The 21,155-nt window shown below is 50.1% G+C and carries 18 protein-coding genes; 4 read left to right on the top strand and 14 right to left on the bottom strand.

All coding sequences use genetic code 11. The features are described 5' to 3' along the window. Positions 1-92 precede the first annotated feature (92 nt). The 4 genes from ACJJID_RS03225 (at position 93) to ACJJID_RS03210 (ending at position 4,467) form a co-directional block, all read left to right on the top strand. Positions 93-539, top strand: coding sequence for a nuclear transport factor 2 family protein (locus ACJJID_RS03225; protein WP_444921462.1), 447 nt, complete (start codon positions 93-95; stop codon positions 537-539). 209 nt (positions 540-748) lie between these two features. Beyond that, positions 749-3,742, top strand: a complete 2,994-nt coding sequence (locus tag ACJJID_RS03220; RefSeq protein WP_444921461.1) for an intermembrane phospholipid transport protein YdbH family protein — start codon at positions 749-751, stop codon at positions 3,740-3,742. 192 nt (positions 3,743-3,934) lie between these two features. After that, on the top strand, positions 3,935-4,129 hold the full coding sequence (locus ACJJID_RS03215) for a YnbE family lipoprotein (RefSeq protein WP_152454390.1): 195 nt from the start codon (positions 3,935-3,937) through the stop codon (positions 4,127-4,129). Between the two features lie 11 nt (positions 4,130-4,140). Continuing rightward, on the top strand, positions 4,141-4,467 hold the full coding sequence (locus tag ACJJID_RS03210) for a YdbL family protein (protein WP_444921460.1): 327 nt from the start codon (positions 4,141-4,143) through the stop codon (positions 4,465-4,467). Positions 4,468-4,579: 112 nt separating this feature from the next. Here ACJJID_RS03210 and rpoS read toward each other — a convergent pair whose 3' ends face one another. From rpoS to ACJJID_RS03140, 14 genes are all read right to left on the bottom strand, one after another. Next, complete coding sequence (gene rpoS / locus ACJJID_RS03205; protein ID WP_444921459.1) at positions 4,580-5,632, bottom strand: RNA polymerase sigma factor RpoS; 1,053 nt, start codon at positions 5,630-5,632, stop codon at positions 4,580-4,582. Between the two features lie 202 nt (positions 5,633-5,834). Beyond that, positions 5,835-6,572, bottom strand: a complete 738-nt coding sequence (locus ACJJID_RS03200; RefSeq protein ID WP_444921458.1) for a peptidoglycan DD-metalloendopeptidase family protein — start codon at positions 6,570-6,572, stop codon at positions 5,835-5,837. A 221-nt stretch (positions 6,573-6,793) separates the two neighbouring features. Next, positions 6,794-7,756, bottom strand: a complete 963-nt coding sequence (locus tag ACJJID_RS03195; protein ID WP_444921457.1) for a DUF368 domain-containing protein — start codon at positions 7,754-7,756, stop codon at positions 6,794-6,796. Further along, positions 7,753-8,424 carry a protein-L-isoaspartate(D-aspartate) O-methyltransferase gene (locus ACJJID_RS03190; RefSeq protein ID WP_172975411.1) on the bottom strand — a complete coding sequence of 224 codons (672 nt, stop codon included), beginning with the start codon at positions 8,422-8,424 and terminating at the stop codon, positions 7,753-7,755. Before ACJJID_RS03190 ends, ACJJID_RS03195 begins: the two co-directional genes overlap by 4 nt. Positions 8,425-8,476: 52 nt before the next feature. Further along, positions 8,477-9,439 carry a tRNA pseudouridine(13) synthase TruD gene (gene truD / locus ACJJID_RS03185; RefSeq protein ID WP_444921456.1) on the bottom strand — a complete coding sequence of 321 codons (963 nt, stop codon included), beginning with the start codon at positions 9,437-9,439 and terminating at the stop codon, positions 8,477-8,479. Next, positions 9,432-9,917, bottom strand: a complete 486-nt coding sequence (gene ispF / locus ACJJID_RS03180) for a 2-C-methyl-D-erythritol 2,4-cyclodiphosphate synthase (RefSeq protein ID WP_444921455.1) — start codon at positions 9,915-9,917, stop codon at positions 9,432-9,434. The genes truD and ispF overlap by 8 nt, the downstream gene beginning before the upstream one ends. Beyond that, entirely contained in the window at positions 9,917-10,636 is a 720-nt protein-coding gene (gene ispD / locus ACJJID_RS03175) for a 2-C-methyl-D-erythritol 4-phosphate cytidylyltransferase (RefSeq protein ID WP_444921454.1), read from the bottom strand. The genes ispF and ispD overlap by 1 nt, the downstream gene beginning before the upstream one ends. Further along, entirely contained in the window at positions 10,633-10,920 is a 288-nt protein-coding gene (locus ACJJID_RS03170; protein WP_226645888.1) for a septum formation initiator family protein, read from the bottom strand. The genes ispD and ACJJID_RS03170 overlap by 4 nt, the downstream gene beginning before the upstream one ends. 85 nt (positions 10,921-11,005) lie before the next feature. After that, positions 11,006-12,292: a phosphopyruvate hydratase gene (gene eno / locus ACJJID_RS03165; RefSeq protein WP_152454397.1), complete on the bottom strand. Its 1,287-nt coding sequence runs from the start codon at positions 12,290-12,292 to the stop codon at positions 11,006-11,008. 271 nt (positions 12,293-12,563) lie between these two features. After that, positions 12,564-13,409: a 3-deoxy-8-phosphooctulonate synthase gene (gene kdsA / locus ACJJID_RS03160; RefSeq protein WP_152454398.1), complete on the bottom strand. Its 846-nt coding sequence runs from the start codon at positions 13,407-13,409 to the stop codon at positions 12,564-12,566. 54 nt (positions 13,410-13,463) lie between these two features. Then, positions 13,464-15,098 (bottom strand): CTP synthase, encoded by a 1,635-nt coding sequence (locus tag ACJJID_RS03155; RefSeq protein ID WP_444921453.1) that lies wholly within the window; start codon positions 15,096-15,098, stop codon positions 13,464-13,466. Between the two features lie 125 nt (positions 15,099-15,223). Beyond that, positions 15,224-16,543, bottom strand: coding sequence for a tRNA lysidine(34) synthetase TilS (gene tilS, locus ACJJID_RS03150; RefSeq protein WP_444921452.1), 1,320 nt, complete (start codon positions 16,541-16,543; stop codon positions 15,224-15,226). 250 nt (positions 16,544-16,793) lie between these two features. Then, a complete protein-coding gene (locus tag ACJJID_RS03145) occupies positions 16,794-19,373 on the bottom strand; it encodes a glycoside hydrolase family 3 protein (RefSeq protein ID WP_444921451.1) in 2,580 nt (859 codons plus the stop codon). Between the two features lie 303 nt (positions 19,374-19,676). Then, on the bottom strand, positions 19,677-21,008 hold the full coding sequence (locus tag ACJJID_RS03140) for a sugar MFS transporter (protein ID WP_444921450.1): 1,332 nt from the start codon (positions 21,006-21,008) through the stop codon (positions 19,677-19,679). Positions 21,009-21,155 lie beyond the last annotated feature (147 nt).

Here is a 21,155-nt window from a genome sequence, read left to right as displayed (position 1 = left end):
TCAGTATTTACAGAACCTATCCACTGGCTGCCGAATAAAAGCAATACGACTTTCATTGGCTTCTGTGGGCTTCAGATTTAGAGGGTGACTCAATGGGCTACAAACTGATTTCCTACCTCCTGATAGCAGGAGGCTTGTTGCTCGCCAGCGCCTCAACCCTGGGCTCCAACTTGGATATGGAACTAAAGTCGCGAATGGGCAGCTTTAAAGCAGCATTCATGGAGCATAACGGGGAAACCATCAAAGAAATAATGACAAAGGATGGACTGATAGTTACACCCTATTACAAGAGACCCTTAACATCAGGACAAATTGCTGCGAAATTCAAGGCCCTGAAGATCAAAAAGCACCCCTCTTATAAGATCTCTGTAATGCCATTGGGACCTAAAACCGCCTTGATGACTATGTATACCTCTTTTGAAGGCAGCTTTGAAGATGACCCTGTCTCCGCCTGGTTATTCACTGCCAGTATCTGGGTTAAGGAGCAGGGCGTATGGCGCCTGAAACTATTACAGGAAACCATGACTGAGGCCCCATGACCGTAACTTCATTTCGGCACAGGTAGATTGGCAGTTTAATGAACCATCTCGATCATTAATAATCCAATTCCCACACGGTATTATTCTGCCAGTTTGATAAGATGTTCTTTTCTCAAGTACGCAGAAGACGTCACTGACTTATTACAGGCTACTGCGGCTTACTAGCGGTAATACAAAGATATCTCCGCCCAGGAGTTTAGAGGTTTAGTGTGCGAAAGCCCCGCATTCTTGTCACTGTGTTTGCAGTCTGCTTAATCACCCTACTAATTGCTAGCTGGTGGAAAAAAGACATTGTTGTCTCACAATTAGTCAATCTGCTTGCAGGCGAAGTTGTTATTCAGCAACTATCCGGATTGGAATTGAATTTTAGTCAAGCTTCTATCGAACAAGTCCGCCTTCAGTCCGGTCATGATAGCAATCTTGTCCTTAATAAGGTTCAGATCCTCAACCCTTTTCATATAGTTTTTGATCGGGATAACATTCAAGAGGTTGAACTATCTATTGCCGAACTAACCTATCAAAAAGTCAAAGAGACAACCTCTTTCATAAATAACCCATCGATAATTGATCCGAATGAGGGAAGTGCTTTAACTCTAGATAATATTATTCAGAGTATATCCAGATATATGCCTGGATTGGTGTCCGTAGAAAAAATTACGCTTGACCAGAAATTTACAGCCGGCCCACTAAGGATTACTCGAAATAACACAGAACTCTTTGCAGAGCTACCATACAATTCCACAGAAACAGGGCAGCTCAATATCACTCTAAAAGCTGATTTAACTTCAAATAATATAACTGCTAGAGCACAAGTATTTTCTGATTTCTCTGAAGATGCTTCTCAATTGAAGCTAAACATTTCAAGAGTTAATCTTGACCAGTGGGAATTTCACTCAACTGCGAATTCGAACTTAAATTCTATCGATCCTATTCTTAGCTTTTCTGAGGCGTTGGCTGTATTCCCTTCGGATGGAATGAGCGCAAACGGAAAAATTTCCATTGATACCAAATCTATTATACCAAACAACTTCTTATCAATAGCAGACTATCAGGACACCCTAGTTAAAGTTGAAAGCAATGGACTAGAGTTAACCTTTCTCAGCGAATCTTTTAATAGCAAGGTAAAGGCTCACTTATCGACTCAATCACCTATAGAGCTCAAACTAAAAACGCTCAACCCAGTAAAACTTGAATCTGCTACTGGTTCCGGCTTTATCGAGCTCTCAACGGTTAAAAACGCAGTTGCTAAAAGCCATTTAGCAAGCTTAAAATTTAACTCTGCCAACCTCGTGGCCGATCCTAAACTGCAGGTAAACGGCTCTATTGATCTGCTTGCCGCAAAACCACTATTAGAATCACAGCTAGTGAAGGAATACTTTCCCTCACTAATATTTACTAATCTCAAGGGTGAGCTTAACTTCCAAAGTGAAGCTTTTTTGAATCTCACTGGCACTTCGTTCACCGAGCAAGGCTGGCTTGATAAAATTCACTTAACCTTATTACCCAACAGTAAATTACAGATTGACACAGAAGTCACTGGGCTAAAGGAAGAGTCTCCCTTACTTTCGACCGGATTAGGCCATAGTCAGGCTCAAATAGAGATCATGAAGGAGATTTTACTCATCGGGGAGCCCTTAAAACCTGATTCCTTTAAATTAAAAGCTACCGATGGAAAAATTAACGCTCAACTAAAAGCTAAAAACTCTTCTACTTCTATACACGCAAAGATTGAACAAATTCAATGCAGAATGGAAGATAATGTCGAATGCATTTTTGACTTAAAAGCTAAGTCACCTGAGCTTATCGACAAGCTAACCGACATTCGTTTAAGTGAAATGAATATAGATTCCAGAGTTCATTTCCTGACAAGTGCTAACACCCAGATTATAAAACTTGAGCAGATGAAAGCATCATTCGATGAGTTAAAGACTAAAGATTTCCACATTAGCCAAGGGAAAACTCAGTTCCCTAATACCAACTGCAAATTTTCTAAAAATGCTACAAGTTGCACCAGTGAGAAATCGAGTAACCAGTTTAATACTTTCACTAGCGAGTATACGACTCTCTCTGGAAATCTCGATGTTAGCAACTTTAAGCTAGTATCCTCACTAGGAAACACAGAGTTCAGTGGTAACTTTGGCAGTAGTAGGCTTGAAATAGAATCACCTGAAAATTATGCCCTACAGGCCTCACTTATTGGATCATTCTCTTTAAGTGGAAATAAACTACAAGGGCAAAGCCAGCTAAAGGCCGGCAGTTTACAATTTAATTCTAGCTGGCAACATGATCTAGAGCTGGCTGCTGGAGCAATTCAATTTTCTTTACCAAAAGTCAATTTTGATTCCAAAACGCCTCTCAGCAAGTCTGTCCGTAGTTTACCTGTAGATATTGTTTCCGGAAGCCTTGCTGCCAATGGCACTATATCCTGGCCCCCCCTACAGACAAAAGATACTATTGCTATAACCCTTAACGATGTTGCTGCTGTCTATGATGGTAGTTTTGCCACAGGTATTGACGGGAGTATCCTGGTAGAAAACCATGGAGAGCATTGGTTTACACCCAAACCACAACCCTTGACAATACAATCTATCAACGCAGGTTTACCTTTGAGTAAAGTGTCCTTTTCCCTGACCATGGACAGAGATCAGGATCTTGTTTTGGAAGGTTTTTCTGCAGAATTTCTCGATGGGAAGCTAAGCTCTGATGCACTGTATTGGAACCTGGATAATAAAGAGCGCAGCAGTATCTTGTACGCAAAGGACGTGTCTTTAGAGCAACTTGCTGAAGTCACCGAGTCTGAAAACTTTAAGGCTAAAGGACGCCTCAACTTGACCATTCCTGTCACTACCGGTCCCCGTGGAGTCACTGTAAATAATGGCCACCTGGAAGCAATAGAGCCTGGTGGAGAGCTTAGATATTACGGGGCATTCTCTCCGCAAATGCTCGCAGGTAACCCGCAGCTTAAACTGATTTCCAACGCTCTTGAGGACTACGACTTCCGCACACTGGAGGGCAATCTGCAATATCCCCCCAGTGGAGACCTGCAACTCAACCTAAAACTTGTAGGGCGTAGCGAGTCTATGGACGCAGAGCGAGACCTGATTATTAACCTCAACCTTGAGAATAATATCCCTGCAATGCTGCGCTCTTTGCAGGCCAGCCGCGACCTGACCACAGCCCTGGAAAAGCAACTGGACCAATAGGTTAGTAGTAAAGTAGGCTTCCCCCATTCGGGGCAGAATGGTCGGCTAGTTCAGAGCTGGTTAAGGTAGAACCTATACAATAAGCAACTGTGGTCACTCCCGACACAGTTGGCGAACCTGGCCTGATATTGACGTAACTGCTAATTATGCAACAAATACAAGGTGCCAGAGAGGTACCGTAAGGAGTATCAGATGAGGGCCAGCCGGCTGATTCCTATAGGACTGCTGTACGTTATGGTTGCTGCAGGATGTACGCCCACTGTTGCAGTAAAGGCCCCTAGCGAGCCTATTACTGTTAACCTGAATGTTAAGATTGAGCACGAAATCCGAGTCAAAGTAGACAAGGATCTCGAAAACCTGTTTGACGACAAGGAAGGCATTTTCTAAGGAGACACAATATGAGTATGTTTAAAAGAGCTCTATTATTGTTGGGCTTGATGGTGGCGTTACCCGCAATGGCGATCTCCCTGGATGAGGCCAAAAAGCAGGGGTTGGTGGGAGAGGCTAACAGTGGCTACATCGCCATCGTAGACGCCAGCTCACCCGATCTGGAGAAGCTGGTGAAAAAGGTCAATGCCGAGCGTAAGCAGGCATATACCGAAATCGCCAAAAGCCACAATGTGGATATTGCCCAAGTCGCGGCACGCGCTGCAGAGAAACTAGAGGCTCGCTTGTCCCGAGGTGAGTACTATCAGGACAACCTTGGCCGTTGGGTGAGAAAGTAAGCCGGACCAGAGGAAAATTGTAACTCTAACAATTTACATGGCTCCCCCAGGTTGTCCCAGGAAACCCCACAAAACACGCCGTTCATGGGGTTTCCTTATCTAGGGGCCAACTTTAAAGATTTCCAAACAGGGACTGCCCATCAAGCCCTTGCTTTTCCATGACTTCCCTAAGACGCTTGAGCGCATCAACCTGGATTTGACGAACCCTTTCACGAGTAAGGCCAATTTCACGCCCAACTTCTTCCAGAGTACTCGCTTCAAAACCACGCAACCCAAATCGCCTGGAAACAACTTCACATTGCTTGTCTGGAAGCTCACCAAGCCAACGGTTAATGCTGTCGAAAAGATCGCTATCCTGAAGAAGCTCCGCGGGATCAGACTCCTGCTGGTCAGGAATGGTATCAACCAATGTCTTTTCTGAAGAGGGGCCTATAGGGGTATCAACGGAAGTGACCCGCTCGTTGAGCCCTAACATCCGCTCAACATCCTCTACAGGTTTCTCCAACAAGTTAGCAATCTCTTCTGCGGATGGCTCGTGATCCAGCTTCTGCGCAAGCTCACGAGATGCTCGAAGGTATACATTTAACTCTTTTACTACGTGAATGGGCAGGCGAATAGTACGAGTCTGATTCATAATGGCTCGTTCTATTGTCTGACGTATCCACCAAGTAGCGTAAGTAGAAAAGCGGAAACCTCGCTCTGGATCGAACTTCTCAACAGCGCGAATTAACCCCAAGTTGCCCTCCTCGATCAGGTCCAGCAAGGCAAGGCCACGACTTACATAGCGACGAGCGATTTTTACAACAAGGCGTAAATTACTCTCAATCATACGCTTTCTTGCCGCAGCATCACCACGTAAAGCCTTACGAGCGTAATAGACCTCTTCCTCAGCGGTCAGTAGGGGAGAAAAGCCAATTTCATTTAGATAGAGTTGGGTGGCGTCCAGGTTCTTCTGTAGATGACTATCGCCATCCAACCTGCTAACCCTACTCTTCTCAGTGGGGGAGGATACGGAGTTATTTTTTGCCGTGTTTCTCCGCGTACGGCCACTACCTTTTCCTTCTTTGGGATTTAGTTTCTGCTCATCATTCTCAACCGCCAACTCAGGAGGAAAGTCTTCTGCCTGGCCAGCCGCCATGGACTGGTCTTGCCGTTGTGCTTCCATTTCCCCTGCTCCTTGTACTTTGCCAATATCAACCGCATAGCATGAGCCCAGAATTGGTCAAAAATACGACCAACTATGTGCACATGTGCGACAGCCACTGAATCGGCTTGACCCTTTGGTCGCCACGATTACGGTGACTACCCCAAGTGGTATTAGTTAAAAGTCCATTTTTATTTGCAGAGCTTTAGAACACCCTCCCGACTCACGGTAGATACGCAAGAGGATCCACTGGTTGACCGTTTTTTCGTATTTCAAAGTGGAGCTTGTCGCGGTCGGTACCACTCGAACCCAGTTCCGCTATCCGTTGTCCAGCTTTGACCTTACTACCCTCTTTCACCAGTAACCGGTGATTGTGAGCATAAGCACTTAGGTATACCTCACTGTGCTTAACGATCAGCAGTTTTCCATACCCTCTCAACGCACTACCAGCGTAGATAACGGTGCCATCAGCTGCTGCCGATACAGATTCTCCCTTTTCACCGGCGATATCAACACCCTTCCTCAAGGGGTCTCCAGGGCGGAACTTGCTAATGACTTGCCCACTGGCTGGCCAGCGCCAGTGAATCGTCCCTGTATGCTTAGTTTGAGGCTTTTGGCGCGCAGAACTTTTCGTTAAAGATTTTTTACTCTTGGCGGGAATAGCTTTCTTTGGTGTTACCGGCTTAACCACGGGTTTTTTAGTGATCACGGGTGATTTTGATGCAGCCTGAAGCGGTACAACGCCACTCAGTTTCAGACGTTGGCCCGGATAAATACTGTAAGGGGGTTTAATGCCATTGATTGCCGCCAGCTGCCGAAAGTCCTTACCGTAACGCCAGGCAATAGAATACAGGGTATCCCCGCGGCTCACAGTATGGTGGTTGAGGCGGATACTGGGAGGCTGCTTTAGGGAACTGCTGGGTGCCCTGTGGCCGGCACAGGAAACCAGGGCCAGGAGCACTATAGCAACGCCTAATATTTTTAACGGCAAAGTCAAAAAATGACCAATATTAGGGTTATTGTTCCGCCAAAAAAGGCCCTTAACACGTCGTAAAAGATGACATTCCATTATTCTCTTTTTACATCAGACCACGGCATTTATGGAAAAAGTGTCTAAAGAAAAGCTCTAAAAATCTCTGAAAAAGCTTCATAAAAAGCTGCCATACCGAGATATTCCAGATCTTATTGCGGCGTGGCGTAGGATTTTCCTCGTTGGCCCCCGCCAAAATAGTCCACCGCAAGAACCAGTATCGCTGCTGCCAGGGCCGCAATAACCGCCGGCCCAAGACTCGCATTTTCACCAGTTTGGGCCATAAAGTTCGACGGGGACGTATTAGCGAGCAGAGGCGTGAGCTTACTGGAAACGGGTTCAGCGCCATCCATTGGGAGCTTCCAAGGCCAAATTATTTTTAGACTACCCAGTAAAATTCCGGCAAGGAAAGCCAATGTTCTGGCAGCATATTTATGCATCAGCCAGGAAAGTAATCGGCTAAAGAGCATAAGTCCCAAAGCTGCTCCAGCAGCGAAATATAATAAATTCGATATTTGTAGCTCATGCACTGCAGCAAGCACTTTAGGGTAGATCCCAATCATGAGCAGGATAAAGGCACCGGATATTCCGGGTAATGCCATCGCACAAATAGCCAGTGCCCCAGAAAAAAATAATGTGAGCGGAGTGGCCGGGATATCTCCGGGACGAAGCTCACTGACAGCAACTGCCAGCGCAATCCCCAACAAAAGAAAGACAACCGTCGAAAGAGACCACTTGGGAATATTGCGAAGGATCGGGAAGGTAGAAGCCAACACCAGGCCAAAGAAGAAAGACCAGACCAGAATAGGGTATTGCTCCAATAGGCTGCTAATGATCCTTGCCAGACTGAAAATACTGATCAACACCCCTAAAAACAGGGATAACAGGAAGCTACCATTAATATACTTCCAAGTTGCCGACAGCCCTTCATCCCGCAGAATTGTGATGCAGTGAGGGCCTATCCGGCTCAAAGAATCGAGTAACTCCTGGTAGATACCAGTAATAAAAGCAATGGTACCCCCGGAAACCCCCGGAACCACATCTGCTGCGCCCATCCCCATTCCACGCAGTACTACGCCCGGGTAACGGCTCTTGAAGAGCTCACTAAATTTCATCGAACAACACCACTTAGCAGTGGTACAAAACGCACTGCTTCTAGCTTCTCCACATCGAATTGATCAGTATCCTGGCGCCGAGAGATCATCATCAGGTGCTGCTGCTCCGAACCCACCGGAATAACCAAGACACCGTTGGGACCTAACTGCTGCTTCAGCTCATCGGGGATTGTCGAAGGAGCCGCTGCTGCCAGGATTGCATCATAGGGCCCTTTTTCCGGCCAACCAAAACCACCACTGCTGAGATTGTATTCAATATTCTGGTAACCCAGCTCGGTCAGGCGCTGTCGAGCCTTATCCAATAGCGGTTCGACACGCTCGACAGAAAAAAGTTGTTCAACCAGTCGAGAGAGTATGGCGGTTTGATAACCGGAACCAGTGCCTACCTCCAATACCCGGTGCAGAGACTTGGCTCTACTCAGCAGCAATTCCGTCATACGGGCAACGATATAGGGTTGGGATATCGTCTGGCCATAACCTATTGGCAGGGCGGTGTCCTCATAGGCGCGGATCGCCAGGGCTTCATCCAGAAACAAATGCCTTGGAGTTGAAGCCATTACATCGAGGACTTCTTCATTGCTAATGCCCTCATCCCGCAATCGCTGGATCAAGCGATTACGGGTGCGCTGGGAGGTCATCCCTAAGCCTTCGTGTCTCAAGCGGTCCATAAGCTGTCTATTTCCATCCCCTGTATAACTCTCTCGCTTTCAGCCACAAATTTTATGTGTCCGAGTTCACATTGACCAGCTGTGCCACCTCCCTGAGTAGGGCTGTTGCAAATGCGCCGGGCGGTAAAGCAAACTCCAAAAGGAGGTCGTCAGACTGCCACTCAAAACGAAAGGCCTCTGGACGGAGAATCAGCGGTCTGCGCTCCTGCTTGAGCCCGCAATGCTCCAGCCAGTTACACCAAGCCTGCCATTTCTCTAATACTCGCTGCTCTATTTCGCCTTGAGGACCCGAGGCGAGGTTCCTGCCGCGCCCCCACAGAGGGCCAGTTGACTCACTTTGTGGCTCACCTTCAAGACATTGCTGCCAGTTATCGATAGTAACTCTCTCAGCCAATATCTGATTAAACAGCCAGCTGCGCGCAGCCGACATCGCGAAGGCCTTTTCGCTCTTGCGGCAACGCCCCTCTTCTTCTGCCAGATTACGCACCAAATCCAGGTTGCCGCCATTAATACCGAAGCGCTGCTCACCAAAATAATTTGGCACTCCACCGCCAATTTGCTCAAGCACCTTTTCCGCAGCCGCCCGATCACCGCAGACGTTGCGAAGGCGAATTTTAAACCGATTACCAGCATGCTCACCGCGACGCAGCTTACGGGCACCCCTGAAAAACTGCAGAAGTGAAACCTCATCACTATTGATCTGTGACCAATCTGCCTCTGGTTTCTGTCCGAGCCAAACACTAAACCACTGCGTGGTAACTGCATGCCGATCCTTTAGCCCAAAGTAGCTCACATCCAGAGGACGCACTCCGGCGAGTTTAGCCAGTTGCTTTGCCACCCAGGCAGTGTTGGCACCCCGCTTCTTGATATGCAGGTAGACATGCTCGCCATCCTCTGATGGCTCGGGAAATGCCAGCTCATCGACAACAAAATCTTCCGCAGCCGTGCGGAAATCAGCGGAGATTGCCGCCCCACCCAAAGCGCGGGGCCAATTCAGATTCCAAACCTCAGACATCACTTCGCTCAATTAACACAACGGCCTGAGCCGCAATTCCTTCGCTCCGACCGGTAAAACCAAGTTTCTCCGTAGTCGTTGCTTTCACACTAATATCCGCGACATCCACACCACAATCTGCCGCAATGTTGCCGCGCATGGCTTCGATATGAGGAGCCATCTTGGGTGCCTGGGCAACCAGTGTGGTATCCGCGTTCACCAGGCGATATCCCTTCTCCCTTAGCAGGGCCATAACATGCTGCAAAAGGACACGACTATCAGCACCACTATAGCGCTCATCCGTATCGGGAAAATGATGACCGATATCACCGAGTGCCAAAGCACCAAGGAGTGCATCGCACAAGGCATGTAGCAACACATCCCCATCGGAATGGGCCTTTAATCCAAAGCTATGGGAGATTTTTACTCCACCAAGCACAACATGATCACCAGGGCCAAACGCATGAACGTCAAAGCCCTGGCCAACTCGAAAACTCACTATCGATGATCCTCTGTGGGAGCGTAGCGCAGGCGTAAAATGGTCTCTGCCACTACAATATCGGTGGGATGGGTCACTTTGATATTGTCGCTCCGCCCTTCAACAAGTTGGGGAGAGTGACCAAAAATTTCCAGGGCACTGGCTTCGTCGGTAACAGCTTCACCTTGCTGTAAGGCCTGGCTAAGACAGGAGCGCAGTAGCTCAAGAGGGGCTCGTTGGGGGGTCTGCGCAAGCCAGACCTGTTTGCGATCCAGGGTTTGCTCTACACATGGAATGCCACCTATCTCACGGCTTCGCTTGACTGTATCGCTGGCGGGACGCGCCAACAGCGCAGTCTGTGCAACCTGGCTATGCAACAGTGCATGAATGTCTCCCAATGCTACACATGGCCTCGCGGCATCGTGTACCAGCACTGGGGTATCTGCCTGCTCCCTTTGAGCGAGAAACTCCAAGGCCGAGAGGACAGAATCTGCCCGCTCAACACCACCAGTCACGGTATGTATTAGCGGGTGCGAAGCTTCTTTCAGGTGTGGAAAAAATGCATCATCTTTTGATAAGGCCACAACAACACCAGCGAGCCCCGGCCAGGTTAAAATATTTCGCAGGGTGAGGGACAACAAGGGGCGCCCCAATAATGGTAAATACTGTTTGGGACGGTCTGCCCCCATGCGTTTACCAACGCCTGCAGCGGGTACAATCACCCAATAATCTGTAATCACTTTTTAGCCTCTTCCGAATCCAGGAAGATAAACAGGGTTTCCCCTTCCTTTATCAACCCCAGATCATAGCGTGCCTTGGCTTCGACACCATCAGTGCCCTCTTTCAGGCTTCGCACTTCTCTCAATAACTGGCGATTTTCCCGCGCCAAGGCTGCATTTTTTTCCTGTTGTTGGGCGAGTTGTCGTTTGAGACGGGTAACTTCGGCGAGACTGCCATCACCGACCCAGAGACGATACTGAGTGGCAAGCAGAATAAAGGTAAGAATTCCCAGCAGCCATTTCATACGAGATTACGATATTTCGCTTGTTCGTATTAGAGGTATTGCAGAGGAAGCCCTCTGCAATACCAGTGTGCAATTCAAAAGTTGATTATTTGAATTCAGCACGGCCGCGGTATGGTGCAGAACCGTTCAGTTCAGCTTCGATACGCAGCAGGCGGTTGTACTTGGCAACGCGATCGGAGCGGCACAGGGAGCCGGTTTTAATCTGACCGGCAGCGGTAGCTACAGCCAAGTCGGCAATAGTGGTGTCTTCGGTTTCACCGGAGCGGTGAGAGATCACAGCGGTGTAGCCGGCATCTTTAGCCATCTTGATCGCATCCAGAGTCTCGGATAGGGAGCCGATCTGGTTGAACTTAATCAGGATAGAATTACCCACACCTTTCTCGATACCTTCTTTGAGGATCTTGGTGTTGGTTACGAACAGGTCGTCACCGACCAGCTGTACTTTGTCACCAATCTTATCGGTGAGCACTTTCCAACCATCCCAATCGCTTTCATCCATGCCATCTTCGATAGACAGGATCGGATAGTTTGCGGAAAGCTCGGCCAGATAGCTGGCGAAACCTTCGCTATCGAACTGCTTGCCTTCACCTGCCAGGTCATACTTGCCATCTTTGTAGAATTCAGAGGAAGCGCAGTCCAGAGCCAGGGTAATGTCATCACCCAGGGTGTAGCCGGCTTTCTCCACGGCTTCAGCAATGACTTTCAGAGCAGCTTCGTTGGAAGGCAGGTTCGGAGCAAAACCACCTTCGTCGCCAACAGCGGTGTTGAGGCCGTTGCTAGACAGTACTTTTTTCAGGGAGTGGAAAATCTCAGCACCCTGACGCAGAGCTTCGGCAAAAGACTCAGCCTTAACCGGTTGCACCATAAATTCCTGAATATCCACATTGTTGTCGGCGTGCTCACCACCGTTAAGGATATTCATCATCGGTACCGGCATGGTGTATTGACCGGGAGTGCCATTCACTTCGGCAATATGCTGATACAGCGGAATTTTCTTGGAAGCTGCTGCAGCCTTGGCTGCCGCCAGGGAAACTGCCAGGATGGCATTGGCACCCAGCTTGGCTTTGTTTTCAGTACCATCGGCATCGATCATCGCTTTATCCAGGGCGCGCTGATCCGTTGCATCCATACCTTTGAGCAGGTCGGCGATAGTAGTATTGATATTCTCAACCGCTTTCAATACCCCTTTGCCCAGGTAACGGCTCTTATCGCCATCGCGTAATTCCAGAGCTTCGCGAGAACCGGTAGAGGCGCCGGAAGGAGCGCAGGCGGAACCAATGGAACCATCCTCCAGAATCACATCGGCTTCAACGGTGGGGTTTCCGCGGGAATCCAGCACTTCATAGGCTTTAACAGCGACAATCTTGCTCATTAACAATGGGCTCCGTATTGGTACTAACTAAACTTGTTACGTATTAAAAATTGGTAATGACTGAAAGAAGTTTACAAATGACCGCGCGCAAAACTTAGAACGCTTATTCTTGGGATACTTATTTCAAAATTTGTTTTTGAGAATATTTCTGATGGCCGCCTCTATAATTATGACAGCCTCAGAGTAAGTACCAAGCGCCCTACAGTGCGCTAACCTACAGTGCGCTAACCTGCAGTGCGCTAAAAGGGCGCGCGCAAACTAATTCTTTCTTTTATTCGGTATCCAGAGGCGTAAAGCCTTTAATCAAATCATCCACGGCTTTCATCTGTGCGAGGAATGGCTCAAGCTTGTCCAGGGGCAATGCACTGGGGCCATCGCACAGGGCTTTGTCTGGATTTGGATGTGCTTCCAGGAACAAGCCAGCAATGCCAATAGCCAGACCTGCACGGCCCAGTTCGGTTACCTGGGCACGACGGCCACCAGAAGCTGCACCGGAAGGGTCGCGCATCTGTAAAGAGTGCGTCACATCAAAAATCAGTGGTGCACCGCCGGAAGCATTGATCATGGTTCTGAAGCCCAGCATATCGACGACCAGGTTGTCGTAACCAAAACAAGCTCCACGCTCACACAGGATAATGTTTTCGTTACCGCATTCAGCAAATTTCTCCACCACATTTTTTACCTGGGGTGGGCTCATGAACTGCGGTTTTTTCACATTGATTACCGCACCGGTAGCGGCCATAGCAGCAACCAGGTCGGTCTGACGAGCGAGAAAGGCTGGCAGCTGGATAATATCCACGACCTCGGCTACAGGCGCAGCTTGGTAGATCTCATGGACATCGGTAATCAAAGGAACCTTAAAAGTGTCTTTGATTTCCTGAAAAATCTTCAGCCCCTCTTCCATTCCCGGCCCGCGATAAGAGTGCACGGAGGAACGGTTGGCCTTGTCAAAAGACGCTTTAAAAATATAGGGAATACCCAGCTTTTCGGTGACTTTTACGTAGTGTTCAGCCACCTGCATCGCCAGGTCGCGGGACTCCAGTACATTCATGCCACCAAACAACACGAAAGGCTTGTCGTTGGCAACCTGGATATTTCCGACTTCAATGGTTTTCACTGTTTACTTCCTGTTATCTTCCCAAGCCTATCGAGCCAGGGATGGAATTACTCTTTAACCCTGGTTTTCACGCTGCTTCATTGCAGCTGCAATGAAGCTTTCAAACAGCGGGTGGCCATCGCGTGGAGTAGAGGTAAACTCCGGGTGGAACTGACAGGCAACGAACCAGGGGTGGTTCGGCAGCTCAACCATCTCTACCAGAGTGTCATCGGCAGACCAGCCGCCAATTTTTAAACCGGCCTGCTGCAGACGATCAACGTAGTTATTGTTCACTTCGTAACGGTGACGATGACGCTCAACGATGACGTCGGCACCGTAAATTTCACGGGCCTTGGAGTCTTTGGCCAGGCGACATTCCTGGCCACCCAGACGCATAGTACCGCCGAGGTCAGACTGCTCGTCACGCTTTTCAATTTTACCTTCGCTATCGATCCACTCAGTGATCAGACCAATAACCGGATGCGGGGTCTTGGTATTGAATTCAGTACTGTTGGCGCCTTCCAGGCCGAGTACGTTGCGTGCATACTCGATAACTACAGACTGCAAACCAAGGCAAATCCCCAGGTAAGGAATATTATTTTCACGAGCGTAACGCACCGATTCCAGCTTGCCTTCCAAGCCGCGCTCGCCAAATCCACCGGGAACCAGGATCGCATCGGCATCTTTGATCAGGTCGATGCCGTTCTCACCCTCAACGTCTTCGGCGTTGATAAAGTCGATATCCACCTTACAGCGGTGTTTTATACCCGCATGAGTCAGGGATTCGATCAGGGATTTGTATGCGTCCAGCAGCTCCATGTATTTGCCAACCATGGCAATTTTCACTTCGTGCTGAGGGTTCAGCTTGCCATCGACCACTTGGTCCCACTCGGATAGATCCGGTGCCTGGCATTCCAGCTGCAGCTTCTCCACAACGATATCATCGAGGCCATAGCCATGCAGCAGGCGCGGTACGCCATAAATGGTCTTGGCATCGGGCAGCGGTACTACAGCGCGCTCTTCAACATTGGTGAAGAGTGCGATCTTGCGACGGGAATCCTCATCGATCTCGCGCTCAGAGCGGCACAGCAGAATATCCGGCTGCAAGCCGATAGAACGCAACTCTTTTACCGAGTGCTGGGTCGGCTTGGTTTTGGTTTCACCGGCAGTGGCGATAAACGGTACATAGCTCAGGTGGATCAACAGGGCACGGTTGGTGCCCATTTCCACACGCAGCTGACGCACAGATTCCAGGAACGGCTGAGATTCGATATCACCTACGGTGCCACCGATTTCAACAATAGCCACATCGACATCGCGGCCACCTTCTACAACGCGGCGTTTGATCTCGTCGGTAATATGGGGGATCACCTGTACGGTGCCACCCAGGTAGTCACCACGGCGCTCTTTACGCAGTACGGTCTCGTACACACGGCCGGTGGTGAAGTTGTTACGCTTGGACATCCGGGTACGGATAAAGCGTTCGTAGTGACCCAGGTCCAGGTCAGTCTCGGCACCATCCTCGGTGACATACACCTCACCGTGCTGGAAGGGGCTCATGGTACCCGGGTCTACGTTGATGTAGGGGTCCAGTTTGAGGATGGTAACCTTGAGGCCACGGGCCTCCAGAATGGCGGCCAGAGAGGCGGAGGCGATACCTTTCCCCAACGAGGAAACCACGCCACCAGTTACAAAAATATAGCGCGTCATGCAAAACCTTGGTCAGTTGAGCGCTCGATGAATGTCGAGCTTACAGGGCTGGCCCGGGCGGATAATCCAGCTTCTCCCGGTGCCTTTGAGACGGGGCGCCAGGGTAGCAGAAAACCCCTTCCCGCTCAATCGAAAAACCGCCAGCTGGGCGGTTTCAACAACTGCGCTCCTGGCACAGTTGAGCCCGCCTTACAGCAGAACAGCCCAGCGACAGCCACCAGCTTCCCATTCAGGTAGACCAGGGGTACCCTGTCCCGCAGCCAGGGTTCCAGCGCCCACTCCTGCAAAACCTTCTTGAGCGTCTGGGAACGTGGCCGAATGCGAGGTTGAGTGCGCTCACCACCCCGGCGGTACCTCACTTGATATGCTCCCTGGGGCCAGTCTGGCGCCGGTTCCAACACGCCACCTCTAGGGAGTGGTAGTGCTGAGACACCGTCCCAAAGGAGTACTTCATCGGTGCTGACAAAGGATTCCAGGATGGGGGTGAGATATAAACGCTGGTGAAAGCGGCGTACAACGCGTCGACCCAAGCGCACTTCCACTTGCGCATCGGCACTCGCTCTCTCTATCTGCGCCAAAGCTTCCTGTAAGGCCACTGATTCCGGCGCCATACCAGCTTGTCGCAAAATCCAGTTCCGCAATAGATTTTTGCGTCGCGCAAGACTCAAATCGCTAAATGCCGAAATAAGGAGGCTCTCCCCAAACCTTTCTTTCCTGATATCACAGGCCTGCATGTCAGCAAGTGCCAACTCCTCCAGTAGTAACGCTGACTCCCTGAGATTATCCGCAGCCCGCTGAATACTCTGCCGCGCCGGCCAGCGTGCGGATAACAGAGGCATGACCTTTCGGCGCAAGTAGTTGCGCTCAAAAGTCTCATCGGCATTACTCTCATCCTCAATCCACCTGAGCCCATGTTCAAGCGCCCATGCTTCCAGCTCATTGCGCCCGACTGACAACAAAGGGCGAAGTAAGGATTTTCCTTCGCCCAACGGCCGACTCTCCGCCATCCCCGAAAGCCCAAGGGCGCCCGCTCCACGCATTAGCCTATATATAAAGGTTTCCGCTTGGTCATCCCCATGGTGGCCGAGCAACATTTGATCACCGGAGGACATCACCGAATCAAAAGCCTTGTAGCGAGCCTTGCGCGCCCCCTGCTCCACCCCTCCATCGCATCTATCAACTTGCATACGCACCGCAGTGAAAGGCACCTGCAGCTCGCGGGCAAAGACTTCGCAATGGCGAAGCCAGCGCTCGGCATTACTGCTGAGGCCGTGGTGCACATGCACTGCCCGAACGGGGATACCATTCTGATTGAGAAGGTGCAGCAAAACAGTGGAATCCAAACCACCAGAAAACCCTACCCACAGCTGCCCGTTTGCCGGGTGACGCTGCATCGCGGACTTTATAAGTTGCGGAAGAAAATTTGCTGCGGATTTGGAGATCACTGCCTATGCCCTGGAACTGAGATCGACACAGTATACCTGTGCTGGGAACTGGCGTTGATGGACTGTTAAGCGGGAAGCAGAATATTGAAGGGCTGTGGCTTGCCAGCAAGCTATCAGATAGGTATCTGATAGGCACCTGCGATGCTGGAGTTTTAACCTCTAGGATTGAGTCCCTAAGAGATGCGGCCCAGGCCCCAATGCTGGCTGGCCTGGGCACTTCATGAATAAAAGTCGCTAGGAATGAAAGTGACTAGCCGTCACAGCGAATATCGGCAGACACTGCGGCATCGGGCACCAATCGTACATTGGCTACGGCTATCGCTGCGGCCCCCTCACTCTCCAAGCGGAACGCACTGAAAACCTTGCTAAAGTCAGCACCAGCTTTGGCAAAGCATTGCAGGTCTACCGAGAGACGGGTCCAATCATTCAGAGGCATACTTTTCAGGGTGGACTGCAGTGGCACCCTGGCAATACAGCCCTCTCCACAGGTCACTGCAGCTTGTAACGGCTTACGCAGTTCCTGATCAATGCGAATATTCAGACTCAGAGCTGAACCCTCCTCCAAATAAACGCCCAAGTTCTGCATATACTCCGCAGACAACTGCACGGCACCAGGACGCAGGCCCTTCCACTCGAATAAACGCGCATCTTCCTGAGACGACATATCGATCGAAGTTACAACGATATTGTTATCCTCACCACTGGCTGCACGATTACCATTCACTGGAACTACCTCGGCTCCGTCCTCGGCAATATTCAATACCCAGGGAGCGCGCGGACGGGAGACCAACAACCAGGCATCCTCCAGTCCTCCTGCAGCCATATTTTCGCTAGCCTCAGGTAAGTCATTGCTGACCAAGGATTCCTCACTCGCGCTCAAGCCGTAACCCAAGGCAAACAGGGGATCGTAGTGCTCATGATATGGATTCAAAACCGTTTGATTGGTGTACATCGGCCAGCTAAAGGGCAATTTACCAGTGAAGTCGTAGCGAATCTCACCTTTGGCATCTCGGAATAACACATCGGCCACACCGGCACCCTCAGAGCCCGGCAGCCAGGCAGCTACGAAAGCATCCGATGCATTCAGTTCACTATTCACCCAGAGCGGGCGACCAGATAGGAAAACACTGACAACTGGAATTTCCTGCTCACGCAATTTCTTCAACAGTGCCAGATCTTTCTTGTTGCCCCGCTGATACTCAAGGTTGGTGATATCCCCATGCCATTCCGCGTAGGGCTCCTCACCATAAATGGCGATAGCCACCTGGGGTGCCTTGCCATTGACAAAGCTGGCATGGTTAAAGCTTCCATCCTCACTCAGTATGGCTTCACCACCCGCTCCCTTTACCGCTGCAACAATGCCTTCAAAGATAGAAGTGGCACCGGGAAAATCTTCACGGGTATTACCAGTGCCCTGCCAGGATATTGTCCAACCACCACTTTGCTTGGAGAGGTTGTCGGCCCCATCGCCGACGACTAGAACATTCTGCTTCGGAGCTAGCGGCAACAACTGATCATTGTTTTTCATTAGCACCAAAGACTTGCGCACCGCCTCTCTGGCAATAGCGCGGTGCTCGGCATTACCGAGAATCCCAGCCTTGCCCGCCAAAGGCATGTTGCGCTCGAACAGACCCGCGCGAAGCTTCACTCGCAGTATGCGGCGCACCGCATCATCCAAACGCTCAGTGGGGATTTCACCGCTCTTCGCCTGGGCCAAGGTATTGTTGTAGAGGGCCTTCCAATCCGCAGGCACCATAAACATGTCCAAACCGGCGTTAATTGCGGCAGCACAGCTTTCCAGGGTGCAACCCGGCACGAAACTGTGGCCATTCCAGTCCCCGACTACAAATCCATCGAAACCCAAACGCTCCTTCAAAACATCTGTGAGCAAGTATTTATGGCCGTGCAGCTTCTCACCATTCCAACTATTAAAAGAAGCCATTACCGTTTGCACACCAGCGGGCAAAGCGGTCAGGTAACCAGCCGCATGCACTTCTGCCAGTTCCTTTTCAGGCACAGCGTTATCCCCGCGGTCGATTCCGCGTGCAGTTCCACCGTCACCGACAAAATGCTTAGCCGTGGCCACCAGGTTTTCCCCGCGCAGGAAACCGGCATCACCCTTGGCCCCCTGCAAGCCTTTCACCATGGCTTCCGCATAGTCAGCCACCACGGCCGGATCTTCAGAGTAACTTTCGTAAGTGCGCCCCCATCGGTCATCCCGCACTACCGCCACAGTGGGAGCAAAGGTCCAGTCGATACCGGTAACAGCGACCTCTCGGGCGGTCGCGCGACCAATACGCTTGATAAGCTCGGCATCCCTCGCCGCCCCGAGGCCAATATTGTGTGGAAAAAGGGTTGCCCCAATAACGTTATTGTGGCCGTGTACCGCATCGGAGCCCCAAATCAGGGGAATGGCAACACCACCATCGGAAGTGTCCATGGAAGCCTTGAAAAAGGCATCGGAAAGCGCCAGCCAATCTTGAGGCGTGGCAAACTTATCGTTGTTTGGGAAGGCACCACCACCGTTTAGCACAGAGCCCAGGTGATATTTCTTAACATCTTCAGGGGTGACGTGGCGGATCTCCGCCTGAATCATTTGCCCCACCTTCTCTTCCAGAGACATGCGTGACATGATTTCGGAAATACGCGCTTCCAACTTTTCGCTGTGTGGAAACGCGGGCTCGAGTAGCGGCCAGTTTTCCAGGCTACCGCCACTGCTTATCTGGGAGCTATCCTCTTTTGCCGGAACTTCTTCCCCCTGCGGCTGACAGCCAACAAGTGCCGAGACACAGAGCATTAAGCTCAGTGAAAATCGTTTTTTAAATTTCACGGATAACTCCCAAAGTTTTCCCACGCTTGCCCTTCTGCCCTACCAATTCCATCGCTATCAGAATGAGTAACACAGATATTATTATTTCAGTGCAAATCCCAAACTCCAGCCACAGCCAATAAGGCCCCGATTGGATTTCAGGTATTCCACGCAACGGTATCAACGGAGCAAAGTGCAATACTTGTCGAGGAGCGCCAATAGAAATCCGATGGATTGGGCCAAATCACAGACAAGGCGGAAAACATTTTCTAGCCGGACTACTGAAAAAATAGCCTGGTGCAAAGTTTCAACTGCCTTTGTCCACTACTCCATCGCAGCGCCACGCAGAGTCGGAGAAAAAGCACCGTAATAAGCGATATAGCAGTAGCACAGCAGCGGTACTAAAAAAGAAAGCTGGATACCCGCTTCATCGGCGAGCACTCCCTGAAGCAATGGAATAACCGCACCGCCAACAATGGCCATGCACAGAACACCGCTGCCCTGACTGGTGTACTGACCCAAACCTCGCAGCGCCAGGCTGAATATGGTTGGAAACATAATGGAGTTGCAAACCCCCACAGCGACAATCGACCATACAGCCAGGTAACCAGAGGAGAGCATCGCCACCCCGATAAGCACTACGGAACCTAGCGAACACACCGCCAGTGTTTTTCCCGCAGAGACATAGCGCAGTAATAAAGCCCCGGCAAAGCGGCCTACCATAGCGCCACCCCAGTAGTAGGAAACATACTTTGCCGCTTCAAATAACTGCATTTCAGCAACAGAGGATTCACTAAAGAAGCTAACCAGGAAACTTCCTATAGCCACCTCGGCACCTACATAGGCAAAAATACCAATTGCTCCCAGAGTCAACCTGGGAAAGCGCCAGATGGAAAAAGTCTCACTGCGAGACGGGTTTGTACGGTGAGAAAGGCGGTGTTCGGGGATCGCCGGCAGGCGAATCCAGGAGAAATAAGCCACCATCATCAACAGCACTACCGCCAACCAGAAATAGGGTTTTTCCACCAAGGCTGCTTCCCTAGCGCGAAATTCATCGACACTAGTGGCCGTATCGGGATCAGCCCCCATTGAAATCGCGGCAAAAAAAACGGCACCACCGGCAACCGGCGCCAAGGTAGTTCCCAGAGAGTTAAATGCCTGGGTCAGGTTTAAACGACTTGGAGCCGTTTTGGCACTGCCTAAAGCGATAACGTAGGGGTTTGCCGATACTTGCAATACTGTAATTCCGGAAGCCAGTACAAAAAGCCCCAATAGAAACACTTCATAGATTTGCAGGCGTGCCGCAGGAATAAAAACCAGGCAACCGGCACAAGCCACCAATAATCCAAAGACCAGCCCCAACTGGTAGCCAACTCTACGCAATAGCAACCCAGCAGGAACAGAAACCAGAAAATAGGCCGCAAAAAAGTAAAACTGTACCAGGACAGCGCGGGTATAACTCAGCTCAAAAACATTTTTAAGGTGTGGCACCAGAACATCATTCAGCCCGGTAATAAAACCCCACAGAAGGAAAAGAGAAGTCAACGCTGCAAGATTTAAATACCCTGGAGAGCGCCCCTCTTGGGCCTGGGCATCTGAATCACAAACAGCCATTTCGTTCGAGTGAAGACTCGACTCGGGCAACATCTGGCGCATTGGAAACCGATCCCCAAATTTCAAACTCGTTTCTCGGCGATTATACTGTTCTTCCTAAACGCTTTTGAGTCGCCAGTGGAAAATTAAGGACAAAATGTGCAAATTTTTAAAGCCCTTAATTAAAAACACTTTCACTCAATGAAAGTT

The organism is Microbulbifer sp. CnH-101-G (genome assembly GCF_052466775.1).
The sequence above is the reverse complement of the archived record's forward strand: the minus strand, read 5'-3'. Positions and strand labels throughout refer to the sequence as shown.

Bases quoted from the DNA above. Each gene is read 5' to 3' on its own strand.
- ACJJID_RS03215 (WP_152454390.1), top strand. From the start codon at position 3,935: ATGAGGGCCAGCCGGCTGATTCCTATAGGACTGCTGTACGTTATGGTT.
- ACJJID_RS03155 (WP_444921453.1), bottom strand. From the start codon at position 15,098: ATGACGCGCTATATTTTTGTAACTGGTGGCGTGGTTTCCTCGTTGGGG.
- ACJJID_RS03225 (WP_444921462.1), top strand. From the start codon at position 93: ATGGGCTACAAACTGATTTCCTACCTCCTGATAGCAGGAGGCTTGTTG.
- ACJJID_RS03210 (WP_444921460.1), top strand. From the start codon at position 4,141: ATGAGTATGTTTAAAAGAGCTCTATTATTGTTGGGCTTGATGGTGGCG.
- eno (WP_152454397.1), bottom strand. From the start codon at position 12,292: ATGAGCAAGATTGTCGCTGTTAAAGCCTATGAAGTGCTGGATTCCCGC.
- ACJJID_RS03170 (WP_226645888.1), bottom strand. From the start codon at position 10,920: ATGAAATGGCTGCTGGGAATTCTTACCTTTATTCTGCTTGCCACTCAG.
- ACJJID_RS03190 (WP_172975411.1), bottom strand. From the start codon at position 8,424: ATGGACCGCTTGAGACACGAAGGCTTAGGGATGACCTCCCAGCGCACC.
- ACJJID_RS03195 (WP_444921457.1), bottom strand. From the start codon at position 7,756: ATGAAATTTAGTGAGCTCTTCAAGAGCCGTTACCCGGGCGTAGTACTG.
- truD (WP_444921456.1), bottom strand. From the start codon at position 9,439: ATGTCTGAGGTTTGGAATCTGAATTGGCCCCGCGCTTTGGGTGGGGCG.
- rpoS (WP_444921459.1), bottom strand. From the start codon at position 5,632: ATGGAAGCACAACGGCAAGACCAGTCCATGGCGGCTGGCCAGGCAGAA.
- ACJJID_RS03140 (WP_444921450.1), bottom strand. From the start codon at position 21,008: ATGCGCCAGATGTTGCCCGAGTCGAGTCTTCACTCGAACGAAATGGCT.